Origin of the sequence: Peribacillus alkalitolerans (genome assembly GCF_010882125.1) — a bacterium.
GTDB lineage: Bacteria > Bacillota > Bacilli > Bacillales > DSM-1321 > Bacillus_BN > Bacillus_BN alkalitolerans.
In genome coordinates this window covers 85892-103869 of record NZ_JAAGVZ010000010.1, presented here as the reverse complement: position 1 = coordinate 103869, position 17978 = coordinate 85892, and the positions used below count along the sequence as shown (strand labels likewise).

The 17978-nt window shown below is 35.8% G+C and carries 17 protein-coding genes; 10 read left to right on the top strand and 7 right to left on the bottom strand.

From position 1 onward, the window contains the following. Nucleotides 1–23 precede the first annotated feature (23 nt). Both G3O09_RS13590 and G3O09_RS13585 read right to left on the bottom strand, forming a co-directional pair. Complete coding sequence (locus G3O09_RS13590) at nt 24–1535, bottom strand: bifunctional GNAT family N-acetyltransferase/carbon-nitrogen hydrolase family protein (RefSeq protein ID WP_163102064.1); 1512 nt, start codon at nt 1533–1535, stop codon at nt 24–26. A gap of 370 nt (nt 1536–1905) precedes the next feature. Beyond that, nucleotides 1906–3591 (bottom strand): glycoside hydrolase family 13 protein, encoded by a 1686-nt coding sequence (locus G3O09_RS13585; protein WP_163102022.1) that lies wholly within the window; start codon nt 3589–3591, stop codon nt 1906–1908. A 98-nt stretch (nt 3592–3689) separates the two neighbouring features. On the opposite strand from G3O09_RS13585, the gene G3O09_RS13580 reads away from it, so the two are divergent. From G3O09_RS13580 to G3O09_RS13555, 6 genes are all read left to right on the top strand, one after another. Further along, complete coding sequence (locus G3O09_RS13580) at nt 3690–4121, top strand: disulfide oxidoreductase (protein WP_163102021.1); 432 nt, start codon at nt 3690–3692, stop codon at nt 4119–4121. Nucleotides 4122–4123: 2 nt separating this feature from the next. Next, nucleotides 4124–4591 (top strand): thioredoxin family protein, encoded by a 468-nt coding sequence (locus G3O09_RS13575; RefSeq protein WP_163102020.1) that lies wholly within the window; start codon nt 4124–4126, stop codon nt 4589–4591. A 255-nt stretch (nt 4592–4846) separates the two neighbouring features. Next, entirely contained in the window at nt 4847–5968 is a 1122-nt protein-coding gene (locus tag G3O09_RS13570; RefSeq protein WP_163102063.1) for a tyrosine-type recombinase/integrase, read from the top strand. Nucleotides 5969–5981: 13 nt separating this feature from the next. After that, complete coding sequence (locus G3O09_RS13565; protein ID WP_163102019.1) at nt 5982–8093, top strand: tyrosine-type recombinase/integrase; 2112 nt, start codon at nt 5982–5984, stop codon at nt 8091–8093. Then, nucleotides 8086–8466 (top strand): DUF6262 family protein, encoded by a 381-nt coding sequence (locus tag G3O09_RS13560; protein WP_163102018.1) that lies wholly within the window; start codon nt 8086–8088, stop codon nt 8464–8466. The genes G3O09_RS13565 and G3O09_RS13560 overlap by 8 nt, the downstream gene beginning before the upstream one ends. Nucleotides 8467–8611: 145 nt before the next feature. Continuing rightward, nucleotides 8612–9010 (top strand): hypothetical protein, encoded by a 399-nt coding sequence (locus G3O09_RS13555; RefSeq protein WP_163102017.1) that lies wholly within the window; start codon nt 8612–8614, stop codon nt 9008–9010. Nucleotides 9011–9705: 695 nt separating this feature from the next. On the opposite strand, the gene G3O09_RS13550 is transcribed toward G3O09_RS13555, so the two are convergent. Both G3O09_RS13550 and G3O09_RS13545 read right to left on the bottom strand, forming a co-directional pair. Beyond that, entirely contained in the window at nt 9706–9882 is a 177-nt protein-coding gene (locus G3O09_RS13550) for a hypothetical protein (protein ID WP_163102016.1), read from the bottom strand. Nucleotides 9883–10178: 296 nt separating this feature from the next. Continuing rightward, nucleotides 10179–10601, bottom strand: coding sequence for a DUF5365 family protein (locus tag G3O09_RS13545; protein ID WP_163102015.1), 423 nt, complete (start codon nt 10599–10601; stop codon nt 10179–10181). 414 nt (nt 10602–11015) lie between these two features. Here G3O09_RS13545 and G3O09_RS13540 point away from each other — a divergent pair, with 414 nt between their 5' ends. Further along, nucleotides 11016–11933, top strand: coding sequence for an RluA family pseudouridine synthase (locus G3O09_RS13540; protein ID WP_338048411.1), 918 nt, complete (start codon nt 11016–11018; stop codon nt 11931–11933). Between the two features lie 61 nt (nt 11934–11994). Here the strand turns inward: G3O09_RS13540 and G3O09_RS13535 are convergent, their stop codons facing one another. The 3 genes from G3O09_RS13535 to G3O09_RS13525 all read right to left on the bottom strand — a co-directional run bounded on the left by G3O09_RS13535 (nt 11995) and on the right by G3O09_RS13525 (nt 14341). Next, complete coding sequence (locus G3O09_RS13535; protein ID WP_163102014.1) at nt 11995–12255, bottom strand: GlsB/YeaQ/YmgE family stress response membrane protein; 261 nt, start codon at nt 12253–12255, stop codon at nt 11995–11997. Nucleotides 12256–12482: 227 nt separating this feature from the next. Beyond that, nucleotides 12483–13313 (bottom strand): aldo/keto reductase, encoded by an 831-nt coding sequence (locus tag G3O09_RS13530; protein ID WP_163102013.1) that lies wholly within the window; start codon nt 13311–13313, stop codon nt 12483–12485. A 128-nt stretch (nt 13314–13441) separates the two neighbouring features. Further along, entirely contained in the window at nt 13442–14341 is a 900-nt protein-coding gene (locus tag G3O09_RS13525) for a manganese catalase family protein (protein WP_163102012.1), read from the bottom strand. Nucleotides 14342–14809: 468 nt separating this feature from the next. On the opposite strand from G3O09_RS13525, the gene G3O09_RS13520 reads away from it, so the two are divergent. The 3 genes from G3O09_RS13520 (at nt 14810) to G3O09_RS13510 (ending at nt 17962) form a co-directional block, all read left to right on the top strand. Further along, nucleotides 14810–15427, top strand: a complete 618-nt coding sequence (locus G3O09_RS13520; protein WP_163102011.1) for a DUF47 domain-containing protein — start codon at nt 14810–14812, stop codon at nt 15425–15427. Nucleotides 15428–15441: 14 nt separating this feature from the next. After that, on the top strand, nt 15442–16440 hold the full coding sequence (locus G3O09_RS13515; RefSeq protein ID WP_163102010.1) for an inorganic phosphate transporter: 999 nt from the start codon (nt 15442–15444) through the stop codon (nt 16438–16440). Nucleotides 16441–16708: 268 nt separating this feature from the next. Next, nucleotides 16709–17962, top strand: coding sequence for a helix-turn-helix domain-containing protein (locus G3O09_RS13510; protein ID WP_240338431.1), 1254 nt, complete (start codon nt 16709–16711; stop codon nt 17960–17962). The last annotated feature ends 16 nt before the right edge of the window (nt 17963–17978 follow it).

The following is a 17978-nucleotide window of genomic DNA, read 5'->3' as shown; positions in this document are numbered from 1 at the left end:
AATTTAGGCAGCCTGTCAAATCATTATTTCTTACCTGGTCTATATTGAATTTTGTAAATATCATGTCTTCGGTCCTTCAGCTGTTTCACTGTACCAGATTGGCGCTGGCGTCGCAATATTTCTAAATCAACGTCCCCAATCAAGACCATTTCTATATTCGGATTCGTTTCCCCTACAATTCCATCACGAGCAAATTCAAAATCAGAAGGAGCAAAGATCCCTGATTGGGCATATTGGATATCCATATTTTCCGTTTGTGGAAGATTACCCACCGTACCAGAAATGACGGTATATATTTGATTCTCGACTGCGCGTGCCTGTGCACAATATCTCACCCGAAGATATCCTTGGCGATCCTCCGTACAGAATGGTGTGAAGATGATTTTCGCACCTCGGTCTGTCGCAATCCGTGCCAATTCTGGGAACTCGATATCATAGCAAATCTGAATAGCGATTTTCCCACAATCCGTGTCAAACACCTTTACAGTATCTCCCGGACTGATTCCCCACCACTTTTGCTCATTTGGGGTAATGTGAACTTTATATTGCTTTTCTATCGTACCATCACGTCGGAATAAATAAGCGATATTGTATATATTATCATCATCTTCTTTTACAAAATGTGAACCCCCGATGATATTCACATTATATCGTACAGCAAGAGTAGTGAATAATTCAATGTATTGCTCAGTAAATTCTGTCAGCTTCCTAACAGCCATACTAGGGGATCGTTCATTTAGAAATGACATAAGCTGTGTAGTGAACAATTCTGGGAATACCGCAAAGTCTGCATTGGCATCGGAAGCAACATCTGTGAAGTATTCGACCTGGTTTCCAAAATCCTCAAATGAGGAGATCTGTCTCATCAAGTATTGGACCACACATATCCTAACAGGTTGTGCAGTCCTGTAATGTCGGTTCGTTTTAGGATGATAGTCAACATTGTTCCATTCCATCAAGGTAGCATATTTATTGGATTGTTTATCATCTGGTAAATAGTTTGGATTAATTCGCATTAGTGTAAATCCATTTAGCAATTGGAAGCTGAGCACAGGATCATAAATTTTATGTAGTGATACTTCCTTTACATATTCTCGTGGTGACAATTCTTCCGCATACTTATGGTAATTAGGGATGCGCCCCCCAATGATGATACTCTTCAAATTCAGTTGCCTAGCAAGCTCTTTTCGGGCCTCGTAAAGTCGTTGACCGATTTTCATCCTGCGATACCCTGGGTGAACCATGACTTCAATTCCATAAAGATTATATCCATCAGGATCATGATTTGTAATATACCCACCATCTGTTACATCATCCCAGGTATGGCGATCATCGTATTCGTCAAAATTGATAATCAAGCTAGAACAAGAACCAATAATATCCCCATCATACTCTGCACAAAACTGACCTTCAGGGAAGATTTCCAAATGACTTTCTAACTGACTTCGCTTCCATGGGTCCATACCTGGGAAACAGACAGCCTGTAAAGCGATAATGTCATCTATATCTTCATGCTTTATATTCCGAATCATCATCTTTTTTTCAAATTTATGTAAATCTAGGTTTGACACAAGCTTTCACTCCTTTTCATTAGGTATTTAACCTGAAGAAAACTTTTAAAACCTATCAAAGTATTCACACTATGTAGTATTTACAATTCCTTAGTAACCATCACAATGTTTATTTTTGAATTGAAGATGGTTTGATATTTTGATAAATATGAAGAAAAGGTTCCATAATGAACCATTTTGATAAAAGAATACATCTCAATGAGGAACGGCTATGTGCTCCATCTTCTCTACCTTTGCCAATAGAAAAAAGGCTGGTCCTGGGAAACTTAACTTATCTCACATAAAAGTGAAAAAAGTACTTAGACCCAAAACAGCCTTTTCATCATCATTATTATTATTTTAACTTATACACGCGTGCTTCCCATGGTCGTAATGTAAACGAGACTGGACTCTCTTTCTCATCGATTGAATCGTAATTGGAAATGATAAGAGAATGATCATTCCATGATTCATCCAATTTCGCATCAAATTCCTGGTTAGAACTCGAGAAGTTTGTCGCTATTAGCCATAACTCATCTTGGTGACGTCGAAGATAAGCATAAATGGACGGATGCTCTTCTAACAAAATCTCATATTTACCATAAACCATGATTTTATTTTCTTTTCTTAATTGAATAAGACGTTTGTAATAATGGAATACAGAATTGCCGTCTGCTACTGCAGCTACAGCATTAATTTCTGTATAGTTGGGGTTTACAGCGAGCCAAGGTGTGCCTGTTGTAAATCCACCATGAGCTGATGAATTCCATTGCATTGGGGTCCTAGCATTGTCCCTTCCTTTTGCATAGATGGATTTCATTAACTTTTCAGGACTATCACCGAATTGTTCCGTTCTTTCTTTAAACATATTTAATGTTTCAATATCTTTGTATTCCTCGATAGAAGGGAACTTCACATTAGTCATCCCCAATTCTTCCCCTTGATAAATATAAGGAGTTCCCTCCATCATATGAAGACATGTAGCTAACATTTTCGCTGAAAGTTCTCGATAATTTTTGTCATTTCCAAAGCGAGAAACGACTCGTGGCTGGTCGTGATTATTCCAATATAAGCTGTTCCAACCTTTACCGTGCAGATCGACCTGCCATTTTGTTAGGATATTCTTTAACTTCAATAAATCGAAAGGGATTAGATCCCACTTCCCACCTGGTCCACCATCAATGTCCATGTGCTCGAATTGGAACACCATATTCAATTCTTGACGATCATCACCTGTATATAAAATACCTTCTTCAGGAGTGACCCCAGGCATTTCCCCTACTGTCATGATGTCATATTTGGAAAGAACTTCACGGTTCATTTCTTGTAAATAATCATGAATTTTAGGTCCATTCATGAAGTATTCGTGACCGGAAGCATATTTTTTTCCTGGTTGCGCAGGTACTGAAGGAAGTCCCTCCACTTTTGAAATGAAATTGATGACGTCCATTCGGAAACCGTCAATTCCTTTGTCCAACCAGAATTTCATCATTTCGTAAATTTCTGTTCGTAAGACCGGACTTTCCCAGTTTAGATCTGGTTGTTTTTTTGAAAAAAGGTGTAAGAAGTATTCATCAGTTAATTCATCATATTTCCAGGCAGATCCACTGAATACTGATTCCCAATTATTCGGTTCTTCCCCCTCATTGCCGGGTCTCCAGATATAATAATCTCGGAAAGGATTGTCCTTAGATTTTCTTGATTCAAAAAACCAAGCATGCTCATCAGAAGTATGGTTCACGACTAGATCCATCATTAACTTGATGCCTCTCTCATGCATACCAGCAAGCATTTCTTCCCAATCATCCATGGTGCCGAATTCATCCATGATATTTCGGTAATCACTAATATCATATCCATTATCATCATTTGGAGATTGATAAACAGGTGAAAGCCACACTACATCAATTCCTAATTCTTTTAAGTAATCCAGTTTAGCTGTGATTCCTTTGATATCACCAATTCCATCTCCATTGGAATCCATGAAGCTACGTGGATATATTTGATAGACGACAGCTTCCTTCCACCATTGTGTTCGCAATTTAGACACATCCTTATATATTTTTCAGTTGCAATTATTTTACTTCACTTTGTTAAAATACTATAATTTTTTAGTAATAACAATTAGGTGGGATTAATTTGAACGAACGACAAAAACGAGATGAAAACCTATTATTCATCGCATGGGGAGCATCCATTATCGCCATGTTCGGAAGTCTGTACTTTTCAGAAATCCGTCAGTATGAGCCTTGTGTCCTATGTTGGTATCAACGCATTCTCATGTATCCTTTTGCAATTATTCTAGGTATTGCAACCGTAAAGAAGGACTTTGCTATCGCTTTCTACACCATGATTCTCTCTGGAATTGGAATCATCATCTCAACTTACCATTATTCATTGCAAAAATTATCTTTCTTTGCCGAGGCTGCACCTGCTTGTGGACGAGTCCCTTGTACAGGACAATACATTAACTGGCTAGGATTCATCACCATTCCGTTCCTTGCTTTAACTGCATTCATCATTATCTTTATTTGCAGCCTACTTATTTGGAAAAACCGAAAGGGGAAATAACCTTGAAAAAAGTCATCATATTTTTAGCAGTTATCATCGTCCTATTTGCTGGGATTGCTTATGTTACTAAGATGCAGAATTCGGAAAAATCTGAAGACAATCCATATGGTAAGGATACTCTTAATCCAGCCACTGTTGACCTTCTTGAAGACCCAAATTACCAAAACTTGATTCTACCTGATGAGCTAGAAGAAAAACTGAACAATAAAGAAGATTTGACAGTCTATTTCTTTAGTTCAACATGTCCTCATTGTAAGGCGGCAACTCCTGTCTTAATGCCATTGGCAGACGAGCTTGGAGTTGATATTGTCCAATATAATGTTCTTGAATTTGAACAAGGATGGGATGACTACGGCATTGAATCCACTCCAACTCTTATTCAATTCAAAGATGGTAAAGAAGTGGCTCGAATTGTAGGAAATCAACCTAAAGAAGAGTTCCAAAGCTTCCTAGAAAACAATTCGAAATAATATCAAAGTAGGGTAACTCATAGATTAAATAGACTAAACTAATAAGAGGATATTATGTTCAATATATGAGCATATATCCTCTTTTTTCATACATATTAGATTTATTAATTAGATATTGAAAATATAGTCTAATATGTAAATAATGAATTAGAACTCACGTTCGTATCTAAGGGGATGGGCGACGTAGCCCCACAGTGGGAGGCGTAGTGAGGTCTTTAGACCGACCGTCACTATATTTTTAAGGGGTGAAGTGTTATTAAGATTCAAGAGGTTATCTTAGAGAAAAACAACAAGAGGTACATATTACTGGATCAAGAGGGGTTCCCTGTAATGCCAGTCATGAGGTATATAAAGTATTTAGATAAGACAGGGAAAAGCCCAAATACTCAAAAAACATACTGTTATTCCTTAAAACATTTTTTTACCTACTTAGTTGAAATAGGCAAAAATTATAAGCATATTAGGTTAGAAGATTTGGTGGATTTTGTGGGATGGTTAAGAAGCCCTTATGTGAGTTCAAAAGTCATTTCCATTAAACAAAAGAAAGCAAAGCGAACAGAAAAAACAATTAATCTTACAATAACAGTTATCGCAAACTTTTATGACTACCTTTACCGTAATGAAGAGGTTCAAAATGACATGATGGATAAGTTGATGAAGCAAGTGTTTACATGGGGTAACTCACGTTACAAAAGTTTCTTACATCATGTAAATAAGGACAAGCCATCAATCAGAAACATACTGAAAATAAAAGAGCCACGAAAAAAAGTAGATACACTTACCAAAGAACAAGTACAACAAGTATTACAATCAACCACTAATATTCGAGACAGGTTCTTAATTCAATTGTTATTTGAAACGGGGTTACGAATTGGAGAAGCTCTCGCTCTTTTCATGGAGGATTTTGTTTTTGATCATGCAAATGGACACCGAATTCGTTTGATAGATCGTGGGGAATTAGAAAACGGTGCTATGTTAAAGACTGGTGAACGAGAAATTTATGTATCGCAGTCCTTAATGGATTTATATGATGATTACTTGTATGAAGTGCTTGATGAATTAGAATTGGATTCAAATTTTGTTTTTGTGAAACTACGAGGAAAAGATGTGGGGAAACCAATGGAATATTGGAACGTTGAATCCCTTTTTAAGCGTTTGAAAAAGAATACAGGGATAAACCTACACCCTCATCTATTTCGTCATACACACGCAACAATCTACTATCAGAAAACAAAGGATATTAAACAAGTTCAAGAACGATTGGGACACTCTCAAATTCAAACAACAATGAACCTGTACCTACATCCTTCGGATGAAGATATTCGAGAAGATTGGAATAAAGCACAATCTGAATTTAACCTAAAGAAAAATAACTGAAAGGAGTTACTGGATGAAGCAAGTTAAGAATGTTCAGGTAGAAGAAATAGGCTTTCACGAAGGCTTACAAAGAGAACTTTCAACGTATCTCGAAAAAACTGTACATGAAGATGGTTCTATTACAATTAAACAAATAAACAATCCCTATTTCTTAGTCAATGACAAATGGAGTATCAACGTTATAGGTGAAATCAAGCAATTCAAAGAAGTGGTAGCGAACTATAAATATTCAAATAATTATCTTCATTTTCGATTCAATAACCCTTCAATCAATTTAGAATTGAAATATGTTTATTATCAGCACTTATTTAATGATCTATGGTCAGTCAGAAGTATCTTTACCTACGGTAGTCCATTAAAAAAAATGGCGGATTTTATAAACGAAAATTATCCTAAACTCTCATCTTTGTTGGATTTAGATATAGATAAAGCAGAACGAGAGTATTTGTTTTGGCTAAATAACAAAGGTATCAAATCACATTATCTCCAAAAAGATAAGTTTGAATATGAAAGTTATGCTAAAACCTTTGTCGCAAGATTTTTAAGAAATGTTTATAATATCTTCTTCCAATACACTGATAAACGAGAAGAATGGGAAAAAGACAAATGGGATGTTCGTATTTTACATGATAAATACGGTATTGATTACAACAAAAGTAGAACTCACTATTACCTTGATTTTACAAAGATTGATGAAAAAGTTCGTGAACAAGTAAAAAAATACTTTAAACAACGGTTATTGAGTAAAAATAAATTCTCTTGGGGTACGGCAAGAAATTATCTTACATACACCTTAGAAATGTTTTTTACGTTTGTATTTTCTTTAGAACCAACATGGAAGGATATAAAATCTTTAAAACGGACTCATATTGAACAATTTATTGAACATTTACATGAATACGCTAAAAATAATATAAAACGGAACTCGCATCCTGAACATTATGTAAGTAAGGTATTGTCAATCTTACAAAAGTTTCTTGAAGACATTCAACGGTATGAGTATGACATGGCTCCAGAAACCCATTTAGGACTATTGATTTTTCCCGAAGATAAACCAATGCCACGAAAAAAATCTATTGATCAAATAGACTATATTCCAGACTATGTATTAGAGCAACTCTTCACTCACATTGATTACTTGCATAGAGATGTGATCCCTATTGTTTGGATTGCGTTTAAGACAGGTCTTAGAATATCAGATGTATTAGGATTAACCTCTGATTGCCTGGTAAAACTTAATGGTCAATATTCCATTGAAACGGATGTTGAAAAAACATATGTAAAAGGGCATCGAATCCCAATTGATGATGAATTAGCAGATATTCTTGCGGTTTTTATCGAGAAGTCAAAAGAACTTAGCAATCAAGACAACAATCCCGAAGGGTATATTTTCGTTCGTTATCGTGGTCATCGGAAAGGAAAACCGTTTAGACAATTTATTGTTAGTCAACAACTCAATATATTAGCAAAGCAAAAAAACATCACTGACGAAAAGGGCAATCTTTTTCACTTCAAAACCCATCAATTTCGACATACATACGGAGTAAAAATGTTAAATGGGGGTGCAGATATTCTGACAGTACAAGAGTTATTGGCTCACAGATCCCCCGAAATGACATTAAGATATGCCAAATTATTAGATAACACTAAAAGAAAAGCGTTTGAATCGGTTATAAAGCAAGGTGTATTTAGCTTTGACTTAAACGGTGAGGTTCAAGAAATTAAAGTAGGAGAAGATATACCAACAGACATCTTAGATGCCTTATGGCAGGATCACAAGCTAAATGCGATGGACAACCCTTACGGAACGTGTCACGCTCGTTTGAACGGAAACTGCCCTCATATGGAAGCTCCTCCTTGTTTGACTTGTGGGGACAATCAAACACCATGTAAGGATTTAGCGGTTGGTTTTTCAAAATTAGATAAACAGAAATATGAACTTCACATTAAAACAACTACAAAAGCAATTGAAATAGCAAAACAAAGAGGTCGAGAAGAAATTGCGGAGAAAAACCAAAAGAATTTAGAACGTTATCAAAACATTTTAAATACCCTCCAAGAAGGGAATGTTATCTTTGGTAGACAAGATCGGATGAAAAGAAAGTTAGGTGTTAAAAATGGCTGAATATGACCGTTCTGCACATTTGAAGGCGATTCATGCTAAACGAAAGGCAAATACCTATCAGAAAGTAGATGAAGCCATTAAAAGGCTCATAAAAGCCAATGAGAAAATAAATTTTAATAGTGTATCCAGTGAAGCTGATTTATCCAAAGCAACGCTCTATAACAACAAGGAATTTCGTTCGAGAATTGAAACTTTACGAAATCAACAGTCACAAGTGCCTACACCGAAACAAATAAAACGAGAAATGAATGAAAGTAATAAGGATGCCCTCATTGCATCCCTAAAAAGAAAAAATAAAAAGTTGGAAGAGGAAAACAAGCAATTAAGAGAACAATTAAAAGTAGCTTATGCAGAGGTTTACAAAAAGTTATGATGGAGAACACCGTTCTCCCCTTCTTGTTCAACTAAAGGGGCAGGTTAGTTTAATAAGAATTACTTTCTTAAACCCTAAAATATGGAATATAATTAGACGAAAAGATAAAGTGTTTTAACAAATAGTTAAAGAGAGGTGATTCTAAATGAATTTAGAAATACCCAATAAATGTGAGTATTCAATATTACTAATACAAGGGGTTAATAAAGAAGGGGAAAACTCTGATTTAACCTCAAAGATAATTAAGGATAAGGAAAAGGTTAAAGAGTTTATAGAAAAAGTGGACCAAATGGAATTTGTCGAGGCAACAAAAAAAGAATTATCCGAGATGAATAAGGAACAAACTATTGAGGGTAATTACTTTTTTGTTTTGTCAGATAAAGAGACAATGGATAATAAAGTCTACATAATGTTCTTTCTTGGGGATGGAAGGATTATTTTCCAAGAACCAAACGGAGAACAACAAAAAATTAATTGCTCTTCAAAAGAGAAGCATCTAGGTTTACTATTTGAATTGAAAAGATTATTTAATATAACGTTTTAAAGTTTTTTAAAATAAAACAGATTGTTTCTTGTTAAACTAACGGGGGCAAGAGTTAATGAGGGTGATCGCTGCGGCGGTCTTTTTGTTTGTTTGACTAAAGGGGCAGTTTAGTTGAAGAAGGCATAATAAATTTATATAGTCCTATCCCCAAAAATGGTTTTTACATAAATACATTTTTGCAAAGTGATATTTGACCAACATTGACTTTTCTGAATATTTGCGCTATAATAATTATAGTTAAATAGTTCGTATATTGAGCACTTACGAGTGTAACTGCAGCCCCATCTATACCAGTAGCAATAATCTTACTCCTGTTAGCAATTGTATTAAGAATTATCAGCATAAAAATATTGACGGGAGAGATGTCTATGAAAAAATTACCTAGTCTTCTAAACGCAAAATTCCTTATATCTGTTGTAACGGAAACAGTTTGGACAGGATTAGCTGGTATCGCTGTAAGTGCTGAGTATATGAGCGAATAAGTTTTTAAGAAGTCGTCATTTGACGACTTTTTTTGTTTCCATTTTTTAAAAGCGCATTATCTAAGAAAAAGGGGTTTGTTATTAAAGTAAAAGATTGCAAAACAAAGATGAAGGGTATCTTTGTGAAGGAATATACTTAAACAATCGGGTGCGTTAGTTGAAGAAGAAAGGACATAACATATTAGTCATATATAATATGTTATGCCCTTTAATTTATCTAACTTCTTTTAAATTTAGGTATTGATAAATTATTAGTTGCCCTCTTTTTATCAAATCGACTTGATCTATTACCAAAGTTCGGACAGCAAGTTTAAAAGTGATATCCATACTAATAAAAATTCGTACCATGGCACATGAAAGTCCATGTGATGCCTTAATTTGGATTTTCATCTTCATTTCCTCCTTAAAACCCTATATCCTGTATGATGTTTAATTGCTTTTTAGAAGAGACCCCCATTTCTTTTATCGAAACTGGAAAAATACATTCAAAACGGGAAAAATAAAAATCGATAATGCCAAAATACAATCGAAAATCCCCAATATCGATTTTTCGACAATTCTAATCAAAAAAACACACTCATTGGTTTGATCAATTATATGGTGCTTACCCAAAATGTTTGAAGTTATCTTCAAGGCAGCAAAAAAAAAGACAAACAAAACACCTCCTGAAGGTGCATGTTTGTCTCTTAAATCAACATGGAATTAGCTGGCTCCGAAAAAAGATAGAAAGCTTCTTCCTTACCCTTTTCTGTTGTATGTAGGGATGAATACTGGGAATATAAAATTGGAATGTAGACGCCGAAAATTTCCAATTGTTTCGTGTTTCGTACATATAACTCTTCTAATGCTTCATCATCTATGTTTGTTCCTACCTCTTTTCTCTCGATGATAGAGATGATGGTTTGCAAGCATGTCATGATTTGATAAGCTTCCTTTAATGTGCCATAGTAATAAGGACCTTGATTTGGGTGCTGAAGCATGCCCATTTTTTTATAACATTGTATTTCCTTATCACTTAAATATCTTGGAAGAATGTTAGCGTGAACATAGGATAAAAGAGCTGTAATCTCTTCTTCCTGCTCGTGAGTAGAAGAATAAACAATCTTCACAAAAACCCCACCTTTAACTGGACCAAAAGCCATTTTATAAATTGAACCTATCGATTTGCATACGCTTGCAAAAAAAGAAACTAAAGATTGTGTGTTTTTATTCCGTTCGTCTTTATTGCTTTAATCGCTGCAATTACCGATGAAGTTTTTAAATACTCTGTTTTCCTTTTTTAGAATAACATAAATACTATAAAAGTAGGGTGGTAATTATACCCACTGTCATTAATTTATAAAACTTTAGTCCTTACAATTGTATATCTGTTTACAATAACTCAGTACATAAGTAATTTATTTAAGGAAAAAGATTGTTAAATAACCATAATGTAGTGTCAATATTCCTTATCACCTTAAATTTGATACACCTCATCCGAGCATAACTACACATTTTATTAAGCACATTTTCAAATAAAGGAAGTGGACCCACTGATTAACTATGAAAGAAAAGGCGATTTTGCGGAATTAGCCGTCCCTAAAAAATGGGAACAATATACCCTAGATAGCTTACTAAAAGAATACTGGAAAGCCCCTAAAAAATTGGTTCACGAATGGAGAATGAACAAATCAATTTTTGTAAATGGGAAAGTACCTAATTGGTTGGCTACATTAAATGCAGGGGATCGTATTCTCTTACCATTCTTTATAGAAGAAGAACCCGAAATAGAACCAACCTTTCATGAAATTGACGTCCTTTACGAAGATGACCATGTGATTGTCTTAAATAAACCAGCTGGAGTTGATACACACCCTTCATCACATGAACAAATCAATTCATTAATTAATTTCGTTTCATTTTATTGTTTATCAAATGCGGAGTTAAGGAAAGTCCGTCACATTCACCGTTTGGATAAGGATACTACAGGTGCGATACTATTTGCTAAGCACGCTTTCGTTGGGAGCTTATTGGATAAATTACTAGAAGAAAGAAAAGTTAAAAGAACATACTTGGCTTTAGTTCAAGGTCATTTAAAACAAAAAAAGGGAACTATTGATCAACCAATTGGACGAGATCGACACCACGCAACCAGACGCCGTGTATCACCAACTGGTCAATCTGCTATTACTCATTTTCAGAAGCTTACATACTTGCCAGATAAAAAAATGACTTTAATCTCGTGCCAACTTGATACAGGCCGGACCCACCAAATCCGGGTTCATTTAGCTTCTATTGGCCATCCTCTGGCAGGAGATACTCTCTACGGTGGAGAACCAATTTTTGAACGCCAAGCCCTTCATGCCTATTCGCTTGATTTCGTTCACCCAATTACAGAAGAGCATATAAAAGTATATGCTCCATTCTGCGATCAACCACCGATTTTTCCTGAAATGGAATAGGTAATAATTAGAAACAATAACAAAAAACGATCCTCACAATAGGAGGATCGTTTTCAATCTTTTAATGTGTTGTCTTTCTCATGCCTCTGAAGATCATGCTTAGTAGGAAGACGAAGATTATCGCACCGATTAAAGCAGGGATTATAGCAAATCCACCTACATCAGGTCCCCAATTTCCAAATAACAAGGAGCCTAACCAAGCACCGATAAAACCTGCAATGATATTACCAATTATCCCGAATGGTACATCTCGTCCGATGATCATGCCTGCTAACCAACCGATAATACCTCCTACGATTAATGCCCATAAAAATCCTAACATGTTTATTCCTCCTTTTTAAGTTGATGCTTAAAGCATAATATTATTGCTTGTGTTGTTAGTGTTTTACTTTCCCGCAATATTAATTCTTGAAACCTAAAAAAAACAGAAAAAAAATTTAGTATCAATTGAATAAGAAGAAAGAGATTTGGGTAATACGCAAAAAAATACCACAGCCTTAAGACTGTGGTAAAAAATGTTCTTCACTTTCAAAAGAAAATCCAATCTTATTAAAAATTAAAATTATCAGGATCTGGCCCGAAGCGTGCATCCATATTAAGTGCATCGATTTGAGTCATTTCTTCTAAACTTAATTCAAAATCGAAAATTTGAGTATTTTCTTCAATACGCGAAGGTGTGATTGATTTTGGAATAATCACATTTCCGTGTTGAAGATGCCATCTAAGAATCACTTGGGCTGGTGACTTGTCGTGCTTGCTGGCAATATGATTGATTGTAGGCTCGTCCACTAATTTGCCTTGACCGATTGGAGACCATGCTTCAATTACGATTTCATTCTTTGTACAGAATTCACGGATCTCCGTTTGAATTAATCTTGGATGTAGCTCTATTTGATTGATGACAGGCTTATGTTTCCCATGCTTCATGATATCCTCTAGATGGTGAACATGGAAATTACTCACTCCAATGGCACGAACCTTACCATCTTCATATAACTTTTCCATAGCCTTCCAAGTCTCCACGTACTTGCCTTTTACTGGCCAATGGATCAAATATAAATCAAGGTACTCAAGACCAAGGCGCTCAAGACTGTCCTCGAAAGCTTGTAAAGTTGTTTCGTATCCTTGGTCGCTGTTCCATACTTTTGTTGTGATGAACAATTCTTCCCTTGGAATACCAGATTCACGGATAGCTTGTCCCACACCTTTTTCATTTTTGTAAATGGCAGCAGTATCGATTGATCGATATCCCACTTCCAATGCTTTTTTTACAGAATTAACTGTTGTTGCGCCTTCTTCTACTAAATATACGCCAAAACCAAGCTTTGGCATTTTAACACCATTATGTAATGTAATTGTTTCTGTATTCACATGGCTCATATTTACGACCTCCTTATTTTTACTTTATTTTAACATTCGTCAATCTTGTATCCTACATTAATGCTTAATCAAAAAATAAAAGGTACCCAGAAGGTCGCTTAACAAAACCAACGAGTACCATAAAATGATTAAGGTGTAATATTCCCTTCTTGAAGCAATCGTTTTAAAATTTGCTGGAAATCCTCTTCAGATATTCCAGGTGCGAATTCTTCTGGAAGGTCTGGAAGGTCAATCATTGGCGCTCCTTTTGGTGCACCTTCGAAAACCTGGAGTGGCATTCCATCTTCTGGATGAGTTCCTTTCCAAATTTTTGTGACCTCTTTATAGTCAGTATCGCTGAATGTATAAAGCCTGGTGTGTAAGCCCTGCTCTTCGAATTTTCTGGCATGCTCGAATTTATTATTGCTGATGTCTGGAATCGGCAACATTTTCGTTACATCAACCCCTGTAGCGATTTGAAGTGCCTTTGCATATGCTAGGATGTGAACACCTCCACGGACGAGTAGGTAGCCAATCATTTCTCTAGCAACTGGATTATCAGTCATTTCATATACTCTCATTTTATGAGTCCTAGCCCCACACTCTAAGAAGAAATTATGCAACAAATCAAGTACAAGATTACCACTGTTAAATACATTATTACCAGTCCATGGGTTTCCAGTCGAATCCCCCGGCAAACCTGTTTGTGCATTCACAATGAAATGATACGGATTCCCTTTTAACCCTTCGCGCAAAGGTGTAGTGTCCGGGTCTCCTGGATTTGTAGTACCCTCGAGGCACAAATTAATCGTATTAGTTACAAGTTCTACGTGGCCGAATTCCTCGGCTGTAATGCTTGCCACCAAGTCATAGAATGGTCTAAGTTTCTTTTTGTTACGAAAATTGAAAGATTGGAACATATAGTTATTAAGTGTAGACATTTCACCAAATTTTCCACCCAATAATTCCTGGACAACCTTTGCCGCTTTAGGATCAGCACTTTTAGGCCGTGGAAGCTCTATCGCCAAACGATCAAATCTTTTAATCAAAGCTGTCCCCTCCAACCTTAGATGAACATTACAATCTAAAGTATGAAGGAATCATTACAAATATGAGTTTTAACTATGGATTATAAGGGAAAAGTCTAAAATACGTATTTTCTCAAAATATTTAAAAATAAGATCACGGCAATGATAGCCATTGTAATAATCAGGTATTTTTCTTCTTTCTTCCCAAACATCATCCTTCACCTTCTTATCTTTCAGATTTATGTTCCCCGTTCTCCCATGGGCTAAGCTTAATATAAATTTATTAAAGAAAATAACCTATTTTCCGACGAAATGTTACAACAATGTAAATATTAAACGACGCAACGCATGTTATGTTAATTTTATGTAAATTTTAATAGTAGCATCTTTCTTAATTAAAGGTTTATGAGTACAATAATTCACGTTCAAACTTTTGAACAGGGGTCTTTTAAAAAAATACAATTTCTTGGATTGTGAGGGTTTTCAACAATGGTTTTCAAAAAAAAGGATAAGTTCGGTACCCTTCTTATTAATATTTCAGAAAATTTAAAAGAAGCTGCTGATTATTTTGCTGATTACAAGCTGAACAATGTTAGCGATTTAAAAGTATTTTCTGAAAAAATGAAGGATTATGAGCACAAAGCGGATTCCTATGTACATGAAGTAATTTTAGAACTTAACAAAGCGTTCATTACTCCGATCGAGCGTGAAGATATCCTTCATCTTGCTATGAGTATGGATGATGTGTTAGATGGCCTTGAGCATTGCTCAGCGTTATTCGAAATGTATTCTATTGTGAATGCAGACGAGTATATGCTGAAGTTTGTCGATGCAATTCGTAAAAGCACTTACGAAATTGAAAAAGCAGTTGATTTACTTTCAACTAAGAAACTGTTAGATATCCGAAACCATTCAATTCAAATCAAGGATTACGAATCAACTTGCGATGGAATTTTACGTCAATCCATTAAAAATCTATTCGCAGTAGAAAAAGATCCTATTCGAATCATTCAATTTAAAGAAATTTATGAAAACCTTGAGGATATTGCTGATAGCTGCCAAACTGTGGCTAACACACTTGAAACTATCATTATGAAAAATGCATAAGGAGTCCTTCTTACATGGATACATTATTAGTGTTAACTGTACTAATTGTAATTGGCGCCCTTGCATTTGATTTCATCAATGGGTTTCATGATACAGCTAATGCCATTGCGACTTCAGTTTCTACGAAGGCGTTAACGCCAAGACGCGCTATAATATTAGCTGCTGTCATGAACTTCGTTGGTGCGATGACATTTACAGGTGTTGCCAAAACTATTTCAAAAGATATTGTCGATCCATTCACATTACAAAATGGATCACTTGTAATCCTTGCAGCATTAATCGCAGCTATTGCATGGAACTTGATTACTTGGTATTACGGGATTCCTAGTTCTTCATCCCATGCAATCATTGGTTCTATCGCTGGTGCTGCCATAGCATCTGCTGGATTTGGCGCTATTCACGCTTCTGGTTTCCTAAAAATCCTTCAAGCGTTGCTACTTTCACCAATCTTGGCATTTGTAGTCGGTTTTATTGTTTATAGCATTTTTAAAATTGTCTTTAAAAATAATAACTTGCCTAAAACAAACAAGCGATTCCGTTATATTCAAGTTGCTACAGCTGCACTTCAATCCTACACACATGGAACGAATGATGCTCAAAAAGCAATGGGTATTATCACAATGGCTCTTATTGCAAATGGATATGCCGATACAACTGATATTCCTTTTTGGGTTCAACTCTCCTGTGCGATTGCAATGGGTCTAGGAACATCAGTTGGTGGGTGGAAAATCATTAAAACAGTTGGTGGGAAAATTATGAAAATCCGTCCTGTTAATGGCGTTGCTGCCGATTTAACTGGGGCTAGTGTGATTTTCGGTGCTTCTTTCCTAGGTGTACCTGTTAGTACTACACACGTTATTTCTTCTTCTATCCTTGGGGTTGGAACTGCTCATCGTGTGAAAGGTGTTAAATGGGGCACTGCTCAGCGAATGTTAATTACTTGGGTTATTACTTTGCCTATCTCAGCTACATTGGCTGGATTAATTTACTTTATATTAAATATTTTCTTCTAAATAAAAGGCTCCTTTGTACTCAATGTTCAAAGGAGCTTCTTTATGTTTAGCTCTGTTAAAACTTATTCTGGATTTATCCACTTAGATGATTGGAGTGGAAGTCGCTCGACTCCTGCGGGAGCAGCGGGAAGCGAGTGACTGGAACGGAAATCAACAGCCCCGTTTAACAGATCCTTATGTTTAAAAATTCATTAGTTCTTACGATTAATCTAATCGCTGATTTATAGTAAAATGAAGGAAGTGAATGTTTTTAAAGGAGCTATACATTGTGGACGAAAAGCAAAATAGTAGCATATTTAAAGGATTGAACGGAGATTTAGTTGAATTTGCCGATCGCGTAAGCGCAGTTCTTGGATGTCCAATAACAATAGAGGATGCTAACCACCGATTAATAGCTTATAGTATGCATGACGACAGTACGGATCAAGCCCGTATTGCAACGATTATTGGAAGACGAGTCCCTGAAAAAGTAATCAATAGTCTTTGGAGAGAAGGAGTCATTCCTAAATTGCTAAAAGATCCCTCTCCTGTTTTGATTCCATCCATTACAGAAGTTGGACTTGGCAAGAGAGCTGCTATTTCCATCCGTAAAAATCAAGAAGTGCTGGGATTCATTTGGGCTTTGGAAACGACCAAAGAGTTTACGGAACATGATTTGCATTTCTTGGAGTTAGCGGCTAAGGAAGCTAAAAATCAACTCTTACAACTACAGATGAGGAAAAAAAGAAAAGACGAGAGTTATCAGGAGTTTTTATGGAAGCTGTTGACAGGCCATTATGAAGATGAGGCAGATATATATGAAAAACTGAGTGATTATGGAATGGCGGTGCCTGAAGTATTTACAACCATCGTTTTTACCTTCCCGGACGAAATCACTACAGAAACAGAGCGCAATATTTCATATATGCTAACTACTACACAAAAGGTAAAACCTTTGTTCTTCACTATCAATATCAACCATTTAATCGTTTTAGCCAGTCCAGTCATCTCAAATCCTTTCCCTGCTTCAATCAATGATTTTATAAGCGTCTTTACCTCTCAAATGGAAACCCGATTTAGTGTGCGGGGCATACAAGGGGCTGCTGGACAATCATATACCAGCCTTTCTAAAGCACAAGACACTTATCAAGAAGCCCTTTACACGTTAAAAATTAAACGAATATTCCCTGAAATAACGTCTACGCTACACCTTTATAGTGATTTAGGGATTTATCAATACCTTGATGTCTTATCTACGAACCAAAGACGTGGTGCAGAACATAAGGGCTTATTAAGCCTAAAAGAATATGACGCAAAAAATCAAACGGATTTAGTACGTACCCTCCATATGTATCTACAGCATGATGGTAACCCATATGATACGGCGAACAGCTTACATCTACACGTTAATACCATTCATTATCGATTGAAAAGGATTTCTGAGATTGGAAGAATTGAGTTAAAGAATCCTTTAGTCAAAATGGCCCTCTTCTTTGAGTTATTATTAGAGAAATTTATAGAAGCGAATTCGAGAAAAATGTAAGTATAACACGGGTTCC